The sequence below is a fragment of the Candidatus Eisenbacteria bacterium genome, assembly GCA_013140805.1.
Classification (GTDB): domain Bacteria; phylum Eisenbacteria; class RBG-16-71-46; order RBG-16-71-46; family RBG-16-71-46; genus JABFRW01.
Genome location: JABFRW010000125.1, coordinates 1 through 11,877, shown reverse-complemented (window position 1 = coordinate 11,877; position 11,877 = coordinate 1). Strand labels below are relative to the sequence as shown.

Below are 11,877 nucleotides of genomic sequence, written 5' to 3'. Positions count from 1 at the left end.
TGGGCGGCGTATACGAAGATGTTGGCCGCAACGTGACGGCGACCTTTGCGTTGTCCTTGACCGTTGGGTCGGAAAGGGAATTCCCGCCGCCCGCCGATTTGTTTCCCAGCACCGCTTCTGCGCTTCGAGGCACACGGGTTCGCATGTCCCTTCATTCACCACCGCAGGGGAGCGCCATTTCGATCGAGCCCGAGCTTCGCGGGGTCGTCGCGATCGGTGCGATCGAAAGCGAATCGCTGGTTGCCGCAGCACTCGGCCCCGAGTTCGTCGCCGAGCGCGATCGCATCATCGCCCGCTGGCAGAGCCTCCCCGCCGGGCAGTCGTTCGCGAACATCCCCGGGGTTTCCGAGGTCCGCGCGATGTTCCATCGCCTCGACGTCGACCCCACCAAGACGCGCCCGAGCAGCGAGGCTCTGCTGCGCCGCGTGCTCCAGGGCAAGGGCCTGCCCGAGGTGAGCCCGATCGTCGACGTCTGCAATCTGTGTTCGCTCGACCACCAGCTCCCGCTCGGTCTGTACGATGCGCAGCGGCTGCGCGGCGGAGTGCAGGCGCGGGTCGGTCGCGAGGGCGAGGGCTACGAGGGAATTCGCAAGGCGCGCGTGCAGCTTGCGGGTCGGCTGTTGCTCGCCGATGACGACGGGCCGTTCGGCGCACCCACTTCGGATTCACTGCGAACGTCCGTGAGTGGTGAAACTTCCCACGTCCTGGTGGTCGTGTTCTGTCCGCCGGACCGCGCCGATGCGGACTTGTCGACCACGCTCGAGAGCGTTGCGGAACGCCTGACGAGATTCTGCGCCGGCCGCGTTCGTTCGGTCCGAGTCCTGCAATAGCTAGGCGGCGCTCGCTCGCGTGAAGCGCCTCCGTCGGCTTGGTGGTGCGACGGTCGCGCGGTAGATTCCGGCGATTCTCAGCCGCTCCCGATTGAGAACGCTCCCGTGTCACCGGGTGGTCGCTCCGATTTTCCGTGGAGGTTCGAACATGCGAAAGATCTGGTTGGCTTCCGTCGTCGCGCTCGCGATCGCGCTCGCCGCTGGCACTGCCGGCGCGACCAGCGTGAGCGTCGGTGCATTCGGCGGACTCAGTTTTCCGGTGCTGAACGATCAGGCGGAACGCGGCACGCTGTACGGCGTGCGGGTTCCGGTCAACCTGCTGCCGCTGCTCACGGTCGAGCCGTACTACGCGCAGAGCGCACTCGGCGACCTCGAGGAAGAGTTCGGGGGGCTGGCGTTCACCCGAGACGGCGGCGATCTCACCTCGTTCGGCGCCAACGTGCTGCTGTCGTTCGGCGGGCCGATCCGGTTCTACCCGTTCGGCGGCATCGGTCAGTTCAAGATCGAGCGCGAAGGATCCGAATCGCTCGAGGAGATGGGGTACAGCTTTGGCCTCGGCCTCGGCATCGGGCTGCCCGCCGTTCCGGGCCTCTCGATCGACGTGCGTGGCGAGATGACCATGATCCCGACCGACGAGACCTCGCAGAAGTTCGCGAATGCGACTCTCGGCGCCACCTGGCGCTTCTTCAGCGTTCCGTAAGGAGAATCACCATGACGAACAAGATTCGCCGCGGGCTCCTTGCGGGCCTCGTGCTTGCCACGATCGCGGTCAACGGCTGCATCCTGACCTCGGCGCAGATCCTCGTGAACTTCGAGCTGGGCAACGTGGACATCAACAACGTCACCGCGGCGGTCGGCCGCGTGGTCGTGGATCTCAACTCGATCTCCGACTACAGCGACAACAAGGACAAGCTCAAGAACATCTCGGACTTCGCGGTGCTCGGGAAGTTCGTGAACAACGCCGGCCCCGCCGGCTCGGTCGAAGTGTGGGTCACTCCCGAGGTGACGAATTTCACGACCGTCAACGCGATTCAGTCGGGCGGCGGTGTACGGCTGTGGGGACCGGGCTCGATCGGCGCCGCGGGAACGCCGGGTGGCACCGTGACGCTGGGCTGGGACGAGTCGGCCGCGCTGTTCTCGCAGGCCGGCAAGAACATCGTGCTTGGCGAGGCGAAGGGCGACGGCGCGTTCACGCTCTACGCCGCCGGCACCGCCGGTGTGTACGACATCTCGGTGCAGAACGGTGTGCTGGTGCTGGTACTCGAAGCCGGCATCTGACGCATCGCTTCACCGCAGACTCGAACGGGCGCCACTCGGCGCCCGTTTCGTTTTCTCGCCAGGCAACTCGCACCGCTTCAGACCGGTCGCGAGCCGGTCAGCGCTGCCAGCCGTCCGTGATCGGGCGGCGCCAGTCCTTGCCGAACGCGCGCGGCGAGATCTTGACGCCGGGCGGCATCTGACGTCGCTTCCATTCGGAGCTGCGAATCATCTGCGCCACCGCCGCGACCAGCGCCGTGTCGAAGCCGAGCTTCGCGATCGATTCGATCGATCGATCTTCCTCGACCAGCAGCCGCAGGATCGGATCGAGCACGTCGTAGGGCGGCAAAGCGTCCTGGTCGGTCTGGTTCGGCCGCAGCTCGGCGCTCGGCGCGCGCGTCAGCGTATGCAGCGGAATGTCGGGCGAGCCGCTGCGGCCATTCCGATACTGCGAAAGCTGGTAGACCATCGTTTTGTAGACGTCCTTGAGCACCGCGTAGCCGCCCGCGGTGTCGCCGTACAGCGTGTTGTAGCCGACCGCGATCTCGCTCTTGTTGCCGGTCACCAGCACCAGCCAGCCGAACTTGTTGGAGAGCGCCATCAGCAGGTTGCCGCGAATTCGCGCCTGCAGATTCTCTTCGGTGACGTCGGGCGCCCGACCTTCGAACACCGTTGCGAGTGAGGCGCGATAGCCGTCGAGCAGGCCGCCGATCGGAAGGACCTCGAGCCGCATGCCGAGGTTGCGCGCCAGCGTGGCCGCGTCGTCCTGCGATTCGCGCGACGTGACGCTCGACGGCATCGCGACGCCGATCACCTGGGTCGAGCCGATCGCGTCCGCGGCGATGCAGGCAACCAGCGCCGAGTCGGCACCTCCCGAGAGCCCCAGCACCACCTCGCGAAAGCCGTTCTTGAGCACGTAGTCGCGCGTGCCCAGCACCAGCGCATCGTAGATTTCGGCGACCGGCTCGCGCACCAGCACCGGTGCGCGCTTGGCGAGCGGAGGCCTGGCGGCAACCGATCGCGCGGCGGTCAGCTCGATGACCGGAAGGGGCGTGCTCTCATCGAGGGCGCGCTCTTTTCGCAAGCGCGGATCGTGGAGCCGGCTACCGAACACGCCGCTCAACTCGAGATCGATGACCAGGAAGTCCTCGTCGAAGCGCTCTCCTTCGACCAGCACGTCGCCGTTCTCGTCGATCACCAGACTGCCGCCGTCGAACACGATCTCGTCCTGCCCGCCAACCAGGTTGACGTACGCCACCACCGCGAGATTGTCGGCAGCACGCGTTGCGAGCATTCGGCGTCGCGCGTCGAACTTCCCGGCGTGGTAGGGAGAGGCGGAGAGATTCACGAGCAGTTCGGCACCGCCCCGGATCACCTGTTCTTCGACCGGCCCGCCCGGGTACCAGATGTCCTCACACACGCTCACGCCGATCCGCACCCCGTCACGCAGCAGCACCGAGCCTTCGCGACCCGGCATGAAGTAACGATTTTCGTCGAACACGCCGTAGTTCGGCAGGTAGCGTTTCCGGAAGGTCGCGGCCCAGGCTCCGTCGTGAAGGACTGCCGCGGCGTTGAACAGGTCGGCGTCGCGATCGAGTGTGCCGACGATCACGGTCATGCCGCGCGTCAGCGGTGCGAGTTCGCGGGTCGCGTCGATGGTGCGGGCGATGAAGGCCGGCTCGAGCAGCAGATCCTCGGGCGGATAGCCCGGAATCATCATCTCGGGTACCGCGAGCACGTCGACGCCCTGGGCACGCGCTTTCTCGATGCATTCGGCGACGCGCGCGGCATTGGCGTCGATCGCGCCGACCCTGGGATTGAGCTGCGCTAAGGCAAGCCGGAGTTGGGACATGGGGCGCGGATATTGCGGCGGGCGCTCAGGCCGTGCAACCCGGAGCCGCCGCCCGGAAACGAAACGCCCGGCCACTGGCCGGGCGGTCCCGTTGCGGATGGACGAGGACGTCCACCCCTTCAAGAGGGATTCCTGGGTGTCGTGCGCTTGGTGCTCGACCTTTGGTTTCCGACCCGCTTTCGCGTCGGGGGTCTCACGGACCCATGCCTTTACGCGACGCCTGCGGGCTCCTGGAGAGTGCGGCCAGGGGTCTCGCCCCAGAGCCAGGCTGGTAACTTGCAACTCCCGTTCCGAATGGGTAATCGCAGGCCACCAGCCACGCAAATGATTGTCGGCACTCACCTCGGGTGGCTTCAAGCCTTTTTTTGGCGGCGCGGCGGGTGGCAGGGTGCACCCAGATTGGGCGAAATGCGACACCCGAGCGGCAGATTCGCCACCACCCCGCCTCCGACCCGAGTTTTGCCGGCGGTCTCAGCCCTGCCGCACCCAGCGCATGATTTCGGGCAGCGTCGGGGTCTTGCCGTAGAGCAGCATCCCGACCCGGAAGAGGCGCGAGGACATGCGGAGCGCCAGCCACGCGGAGCTGGCGAGCAGCGTGAGCGAGATCGCAATCTGCCACCACGGCACCGAGGCGCCGGGAGCGGTGAGCCGCATCATCATGGTGGTGGCCGCGGTGGGTGGAAGCATCGAGAGCGTCATCGCGAGCGGCCCGTCGGGACGTGAAAGGATCGCCCACAGCACGATCATGGGGGCGAAGTTCGCGAACGAGATCCAGACCGAGAACTGCTGCGCCTCACGCATATTGTTCGTGATCGCGCCGATCCCGATCATGAGGCTGCCGAAGAACAGATAGCCGGCGATGAAGTAGGCGATCGCCACCCCGAGCAGCCACGGCGGCAACGAGAATTTCGCGGCCGCGAGCATCGGTGCGGCGAACGCGAGCCCGGCGCTCGCCCAGATCGTCACCACCATCAGGCCGACTGAGCCGAGCCCGAGCAGCTTGCCGACGATCAGCTCGTCGGGGCTCACCGAGCACAACAACGATTCGAGGATGCGGGACTCCTTCTCCTCGCTGACGCCCTGAAGCAGGTACTGCCCGCCGATGATCACGCACATGCCGAGCAGCATCGCGAACGCCATCGGCATGAACACGTTCAGGAGCTCCCGGCGCTCGTCCTCGATCACGAAGCGGCCGTCACGATCGAGCGTGAGGTACTGCTCGCGCTCCATGGGGCGCGCGGCGCGAGCCGCCAGCGTCGAGTCGACCTGCCCGCGGATCAGACTGGCCGAGAGCCAGCGGCCCACCGACCGGCCGACCGAAGTCGTGAACGGCGAATTGCTGGTCGCGTAGCGGCGCAGGCCACCGTTCTCGAGATAGTCGGACGGCACCACCATCAACTGGGAAATGTCCTTGGACCGCAGCGCGGCCTCGCCCTCGGCCTGCGTGGCGTAGAACCGCACTTCGGTGTCGGATGGCATGACCGGAGCGGGAGCGGAGCGGGTGCCGCTGCGGCTCGCCGGCAGATCCTCGGGCGACAGCGCCGACTTGATGCTGCGTTCCGAACCCGCGAGCCGGCCCGACGAATCCACCACGCCGAGGGCCTTGAACTCCCGGATCGCCTTGCGGCTCTCGGAGATCGCGACCCCCGAGCTTCCCATCATGATCAGCGCGTAGAACGCGGGAGTCGCGATCAGCATGAACAGGAAGGCCCGTCGCTTGATCGTGGTCAGGAACTCGCGTCGTGCGACGGTCTTCACACGCTTCCAATCGAGCTTCATCGCGCACCTCCCACCGTGACGTGTTCATCGACGGTCGGAGGTCCGCTCACGCCGCGGTCCATGCCGAGTCCTTCGCGCACCACCTTCACGAAAATGTCCTCGAGCGGCAGGGTCGCGAGCGCGAACGACTCGATCGATACGCCCTGATCGATCAACGCCCGCAGCACCGCTTCAGGCTTCGTGGCGGGCTCGAGCGTCAGCTTGTAGTCGCCGTTCGCCGACTCGATCGTTCGCACGCCGGGGACGGTCTCGAGTCGCGACTCGGTCCGCACCGTCACCGCGTGATCCGCGTGCTGCCGGCGCAGGTCCGCGACGCGCCCGTAGAGCACCATGTGACCGCGGTTGAGCATCAGTGCCCGGTCGCACACCTGCTCGACCTTGTTCATCTGGTGGGTCGAGAGCAGCACCGTCGCGCCGGATCCGCGCAGCTCGCGCAGGATTTCCTCGAACAACTGCACGTTGACGGGATCGAGTCCGCTGAACGGTTCGTCGAGGATCAGCAGCCTGGGATTTCCGATCAGGGCGCAGCACAGCTGTACTTTCTGCTGCATGCCTTTCGAGAGTGCCTGGACCTGCTTCTCCGCCCAGTCGCGCAGCTCGACGCGTTCGAGCAGCTTGAGCGCGGCCGCGCGCGCGGCCGCGGCATCGAGTCCCTTGAGCGCTCCGAAATACGCCAGCGTTTCGACCACCTTCGAGCGGCGGTAGAGGCCGCGCTCTTCGGGCAGATAGGCGATGCTGCCCTGCGGCAGATCGGGGACCGGGACGCCCGAGAGCGTGATGGTGCCCTGGTCGGGGCGCAGGATGTCGGTGATCATGCGGATCAGGGTGGTCTTGCCGGCGCCATTCGGCCCCAGCAGGGCGAAGACCTCGCCGATCTGGACGTCGAACGTGACACTGTTCACGACCGCACGGCCGTCGTAGCGCTTGGTGACCTCACGAACTGAGAGCATGCGTGCCTCCGAGGGGAGTGCTCAGTAGCCGAGCCCGGCAGACTAGGCGGCACCGCCCGGCCACTCAAGCGCCGGCGGGCGTGTGCGGGTAATCGCAGGCCAGATCCAGGCTCGCCGTGCAGTCCCGAGCCGGCACTGCCGCTCGGCCGATCCGCTAACTCACGACGTTTCAAGCCCGGTTCCGCCGGCGCCCGGTGGCCCCGCACTTGCACCTTGAGCCGCCCGCCAGCAGCCGCTGCCCACCGGGGGAGCGGTCGATGCCACCCACGACGACCCTGGATGGCCCCATGAAACACGTGTACTTCGCCTTCACCCGAGCTTTCGAACCCCTGGCCGCCCTCGGGGCTGCCGTGGTCTTCGCGTGCACCGTCACCGGCTGCGACTCGAGCTCGCCGACGCCACCGATCGTGATCGTTCCGCTCTCGAGCGTCGTCGTGGCGCCCGAGTCCGACACGCTCAGGGTCGGCACCGACCGCTCGTTCGTCGCGCTCGCCTACGACACGCTTGGCGTACTGGTCAACGACGTGAACTTCAGCTGGGAGAGCGAGAACCCGAGCGTCTTCACCGTGAACGCGACTGGCCGCGTCCACGCCGAAGCCGAAGGGGTGGCTCGTCTGTTCGTCGAATCGAATTCGCAGCGCGATACCGCGGTGGTGTTCGTCTACCCGGATACCGGTTGGGTGCTGCAGCCGAATCCCTCCAGTGGCTCGAACCTGAACGGCGTCTACTTCCGCCAGGACGGTCAGCTCGGCTGGGCGGTCGGCGACGGCGGCCGCATCATGCGCACCACCAACGCGGGCGCCGACTGGGTGAATGCCTCGGCGACCGGCACTTCGTTCAGCCTGCAGGGCGTGTGGTTCACCTCCGATCTCGAGGGCTGGGCCGTCGGTAGCGGCAGCACGGTGCTCAAGAGCGTCGACGGTGGCGACAACTGGACCCGCGTGATGAGCGCGAATCCCGGCGAGAATCTGCTCGACGTCGTGTTCGTGAGCGCGACGCGCGGATTCGCGGTCGGCGCCAACGGCACCCTGATTCGCACCACCGACCGCGGCGTGACGTGGGACGAGACGAATCTGCCGACCGCTTTCGCACTCAACGCGGTGTCGTTCGGCTCCGACTCGACCGGCTGGGCGGTCGGCAACGGCGGCTTGATCGCCTTCACGACCGATCGCGGCGACAGCTGGGACGTCCTCTCGCCGTTCGTGACCTCTTCTGCGCTCAACGGAGTGTCGACGCTGGGCCCGTTCATGGCCTACGCGGCCGGCTTCGGCGGCGTGACCACGCGCACCACGGTCACGGGGCCCGACAGCTGGGAGCTCGGACCCAATGTCGGCGCATCGAACCTGATCGAGGGCCTCCACTTCCCGACTTCGCTGATCGGCTACGCGGTCGGCTTCAACTCGGGCGGCATCGTGTTGCGCACCGAAGACGGCGGGCAGAACTGGTTCCCGCAGGTCTCACGCACCACCTCGCAGCTCAACGACGTGTGGTTCGTCGATGCGCTGCGCGGCTGGGCGGTGGGCGAAGGCGGCGTGATCATCCACACCGCATCGGGCGGCCGCGCGTTCTAAGCGGCAGGTCGCGGGACGGGGGCGAACGCCGGGCTCGTTCCGCTACACTGAACGCCATGTCCGAAGACCATCTCATCATCATCGATGGCTACAACCTCATCTTGCGTTCGCCCGAGCTGCGACCGATCGAGGGCCGCACGCTCGAGCAATCGCGCCACAAGCTGCTGAACCTGCTGTCCTGGACGTTCGGGGTCGGCGAGGCGCGCTTCATCGTGGTGTTCGACGGCGCCGGCAAGGGCTCGACCGAGAGCGTGAGCGGGCGGCTCTCGGTGCGCTACTCCAAGTCCGGCGAGAAGGCCGACGATCTGATCCGGACGATCGTCGAGGACCAGGTCGAGCGCCGCGAGCGCGTGACCGTTGTGACCGCGGATCTCGAGATCGCACGCCACGCACGCGCGATGGGCGCCAACGTCTCGCTCGCGGATCTGTTCATGGCGAGCGTGCTGGAACCCAAGCGTGCGGCCGCAAACGAGAAGCCCGAGACGCTGTCGAAGAAGGAACTCGAGGAGTGGCGCACGTTGTTTGAACGCGCGAAGCAGTCGCCCGCCGAAGACGAAGACCGCGGCGCCGGACCGCACTAGCCCGGTTGCGCCGCCGCCCGCTTCGAATCCTCCGGCGTGAGGCCGGCGCTCGTTACTCGACGAAGTCGCCCGGATCGTTCGGGCGCACCAGGTACGGCAGGATCCACGCCTGCGAATCATACGCAGCGGCCGGGTCGAACAGCGTCGCATGCGAGAGCGCATTGATGCCGGCGTGACGTAGACCCGCGAAGCTCGCGGTGCGCCAGGTGCCCGAGTACGTGAGGTCGCCGTTGTTGTGGAAGCGAGCGCGGCCGGCCCGCGAGTAGAGCAGCACGATGTCGTCGGCTCGCGTGGTGGTCACGGTCAGCGTCACATCGGCCCCGGTGTCGAGCTGGATGATCTGGCGCAGACGGAACAGCTCGAGCGGATTCGTGATCGTGGTGTCGAGCGCACCCTGCTGAACGCGCAGGCTCACGATGTCGGTGGTCGCGTCCTTCGAAGTCACCTGAACGCCACTGGTGCCGACGATGCGCCACACCGAGCGCACGTGATTCGGAAGGCGCATGCGATGGAGCACGAGCTTGCGCACCCAGCGATCCTCGAGCGGCTTGTGCACCAAGTTGCGCACCACGCTGTCGGGCCCGACGCTGTCGGCGTAGAGCACGTTGAAGTTGCCGCGCAGCAGCTTGTGAACCGTGACGATCGCGCGGTTCGGATTGCCGGCCGAGTCGAAGTCCGAGAACTCGAACTCGAAGCGCCGATCGATGTCGCGGATCACTCGCCAGAAGCGCACCGGGTGAGAGCCCGCGGTGACGTCGAGGTCGGCGGCCAGCGACAACGCGAACGATGCCTCGACCTGCTCCTCGGACGTTGCGATGCCGTCGTCTTCGGCGTAGTCCGGCTGCGTCGTGACCTGCTGGGTGAGTTCGACCTGATCCTGCGAGGTTCCGCTGTTCGAAGTCGGATCGGTCGGATCGCTGTTCTTGCTGCAGCCGGCGAGCATCAGGAGCAGCAATGGCGCCGCGAGGAGAATGCGGTGTGATTTCATGAGGCGTGCCTCCAATCGGAGCCCGCGAGCGGGCCATGCGAGAGTGCGGGGTCAGGGACACTCACAGCATGAGCAGCACCCGTGCCGCGCATCGCGATGCCGTAACTCGTTGTACCGCAACGAGCGGCGGGCGGCGATGTGGGGCGCGGGTGTACCCGATCGTTCAACGGGTTGTAGCCGCAGTCCGGCGCGGTTCAACGCTGAATGCCAGGGAGCGGAAAAGCAGAAGCGGGGCGGAGAGCCGCTCCGCCCCGCTTCGGGACTTCGATCGAGTACGAACTACAACTTGATCCTGGCGCTCTGGGTGACGGTGAACACGACCTGAGCACCCTCTTTCACCTCGACCTGGTAGCCCTTCGAGGCCGCGACCGCTCCGGTCGCCGCCGCGCCGCCGATCAGTCCGCCGATCAGAGCGCCCTTGCCGCTGCCGCCGACCGCCTTGCCGATCAGCGCACCCGCCGCCGCGCCGCCGGCCACCGCGCCCACGTTGCGTCCGCGCGTCGAGCCCGCGATCAGGCTGTCGGCGTGACCGCTCACATCGTAGCTGCGGCCATTCACCTCGAGCGAGGTCATCGCCAGCACCAGCACCGCGCGATCACCCTTCTGCGCCGGCTTGGCACCGACCACCACGCCGTGCACCACCGTACCGGCCGGCAGTGCCGCGTTGTCACCGAGCGTCACCGGGTCGCTCAACGTGCCGCTCCATGCATCTCCGGCCACCGCAGTCTCGGACGTGAGCTTGGCCGTGAACGCGACCTTGAGCGGAGTGCCGGTCGCGATCGAGACGCCGGGCTCCGACCGGGGAGCCGGCTCGGTCGGCCTGGGCTTGGGCTTGGACACCGGCCGGGTGCTGCTCGGCGTCGAGCTCACGGGCGTCTGCGATTCCGGCGTCTGCTCGAAATCGGTCTGCGGCGTGATGTCGCCCGGCGGCGGTGATTCGATCGGGTTCGAGGCCAGCAAGCTGTCGGCGCTCGAAGTGTCCGCGGCCTGCTGGGCCTGCTGACCACAACCGACGGCGAGCGAGGCAGACAGCGCGATCAATGCTGCGAGAGAAGAAAGTCGACGCATGGGAAAGGGCTCCTTTCACCGGAACGTGCCGGTGGCGCGACCGGCCATCCTGGCCGGGTTCGTGAAGATTCGGGTGCCGCGCCGTGCGACGTGCACGGCCAACGGCTGCAAGTCCATTGCTGTGATCGTCACGCTCGCGTGCGCGGAACGATCCGACGCAACTACGCCGGGAGAGCCGCCGGCTTCCCTGCCATGGCGCGGGGGAGCCGCGCGATGGCGGAACAATGCCAGCGGGGCGCGAGTCGGGCAAGTGGCGACACGCGCTCGAGCCGCGTAGGCTCGCGCGTCATGCACCTGTCAACGGAGGCTCCTTGAAGCTCGAAGTGCGACGCGGCGATCTGGTCGCTCAACGCGCCGGCGCATGGGTGGTCGGCGTGCTGGAAGCGGGCGGACCGCTCGGCGGCGCCGCACGAGCCGTCGATCGCGCGACGCGCGGGGCGCTCGCGGCACTGCTCGACAGTGGCGACTTCACCGGTCGCTGGCTCGAGCTCGCGCTTCTGCATCCGGGGCATCCGCGAACTCGTCGGGTGATCGTGGTGGGTCTCGGATCGCGCGCCGCACTCACCCCGCATCGCGTGAGGCTCGCGATGGCGGCCGCCACACGCCGCGCCCGCGAACTGGGCGCCGGGACGGTCGCCACCGTTGCGCACGGCGCCTCGGCCGGCGGGCTCGATCCGATCGTCGCGCTGACCGCGACCGTCGAGGGCGCGCGCCTCGGGCATGAACGCTTGACCGCGTTCAAGACCGAGCCGGGACCGAAGCCGCTGGTGCGGATCACGATCTTCGAACGCTGGAAACCGATCTCGGCCCGGCAGCGCCGTGCGGTGGCGCGTGGCGACGCGATCGCTTCGGGCACCTGTCTGGCGCGCGATCTGGCGAACACCCCCGGAGACGCCCTGCCGCCCGATGCGCTCGCGCGCCGCGCCCGCGTCGCGCGCGACCTGGCGGGCGCGAGCGTGCAGGTGCTCGGGGTGCCGCAGATGACACGGCTCGGCATGGGC

11 protein-coding genes are annotated in these 11,877 nt (G+C 67.5%); 6 read left to right on the top strand and 5 right to left on the bottom strand.

Going from position 1 to position 11,877, the window contains the following annotated elements; translation table 11 throughout:
- Nucleotides 1-143 precede the first annotated feature (143 nt).
- The 3 genes from HOP12_09970 to HOP12_09960 all read left to right on the top strand — a co-directional run bounded on the left by HOP12_09970 (nucleotide 144) and on the right by HOP12_09960 (nucleotide 2,108).
- Nucleotides 144-830, top strand: coding sequence for a hypothetical protein (locus HOP12_09970; GenBank protein NOT34483.1), 687 nt, complete (start codon nucleotides 144-146; stop codon nucleotides 828-830).
- Nucleotides 831-978: 148 nt separating this feature from the next.
- Nucleotides 979-1,530 carry a hypothetical protein gene (locus HOP12_09965; GenBank protein ID NOT34482.1) on the top strand — a complete coding sequence of 184 codons (552 nt, stop codon included), beginning with the start codon at nucleotides 979-981 and terminating at the stop codon, nucleotides 1,528-1,530.
- An 11-nt stretch (nucleotides 1,531-1,541) separates the two neighbouring features.
- A complete protein-coding gene (locus HOP12_09960) occupies nucleotides 1,542-2,108 on the top strand; it encodes a hypothetical protein (protein ID NOT34481.1) in 567 nt (188 codons plus the stop codon).
- 97 nt (nucleotides 2,109-2,205) lie between these two features.
- Here the strand turns inward: HOP12_09960 and HOP12_09955 are convergent, their stop codons facing one another.
- From HOP12_09955 to HOP12_09945, 3 genes are all read right to left on the bottom strand, one after another.
- A complete protein-coding gene (locus tag HOP12_09955) occupies nucleotides 2,206-3,939 on the bottom strand; it encodes an NAD+ synthase (protein ID NOT34480.1) in 1,734 nt (577 codons plus the stop codon).
- Nucleotides 3,940-4,410: 471 nt separating this feature from the next.
- On the bottom strand, nucleotides 4,411-5,718 hold the full coding sequence (locus HOP12_09950) for an ABC transporter permease (protein ID NOT34479.1): 1,308 nt from the start codon (nucleotides 5,716-5,718) through the stop codon (nucleotides 4,411-4,413).
- Nucleotides 5,715-6,668: an ATP-binding cassette domain-containing protein gene (locus tag HOP12_09945; GenBank protein NOT34478.1), complete on the bottom strand. Its 954-nt coding sequence runs from the start codon at nucleotides 6,666-6,668 to the stop codon at nucleotides 5,715-5,717. Before HOP12_09945 ends, HOP12_09950 begins: the two co-directional genes overlap by 4 nt.
- Nucleotides 6,669-6,955: 287 nt before the next feature.
- On the opposite strand from HOP12_09945, the gene HOP12_09940 reads away from it, so the two are divergent.
- Together HOP12_09940 and HOP12_09935 are read left to right on the top strand one after the other, a co-directional pair.
- Nucleotides 6,956-8,239 carry a hypothetical protein gene (locus tag HOP12_09940; GenBank protein ID NOT34477.1) on the top strand — a complete coding sequence of 428 codons (1,284 nt, stop codon included), beginning with the start codon at nucleotides 6,956-6,958 and terminating at the stop codon, nucleotides 8,237-8,239.
- A 56-nt stretch (nucleotides 8,240-8,295) separates the two neighbouring features.
- Nucleotides 8,296-8,820, top strand: coding sequence for a hypothetical protein (locus HOP12_09935; GenBank protein ID NOT34476.1), 525 nt, complete (start codon nucleotides 8,296-8,298; stop codon nucleotides 8,818-8,820).
- Between the two features lie 52 nt (nucleotides 8,821-8,872).
- Here HOP12_09935 and HOP12_09930 read toward each other — a convergent pair whose 3' ends face one another.
- Both HOP12_09930 and HOP12_09925 read right to left on the bottom strand, forming a co-directional pair.
- The gene (locus HOP12_09930; GenBank protein ID NOT34475.1) at nucleotides 8,873-9,808 is read right to left on the bottom strand and encodes a hypothetical protein; all 936 of its coding nucleotides are present in this window, start codon (nucleotides 9,806-9,808) and stop codon (nucleotides 8,873-8,875) included.
- A gap of 279 nt (nucleotides 9,809-10,087) precedes the next feature.
- A complete protein-coding gene (locus tag HOP12_09925) occupies nucleotides 10,088-10,876 on the bottom strand; it encodes a hypothetical protein (GenBank protein ID NOT34474.1) in 789 nt (262 codons plus the stop codon).
- 311 nt (nucleotides 10,877-11,187) lie between these two features.
- Here HOP12_09925 and HOP12_09920 point away from each other — a divergent pair.
- Nucleotides 11,188-11,877, top strand: a 690-nt coding sequence (locus HOP12_09920) for a hypothetical protein (protein NOT34473.1), incomplete at its 3' end; no start/stop codon positions are given.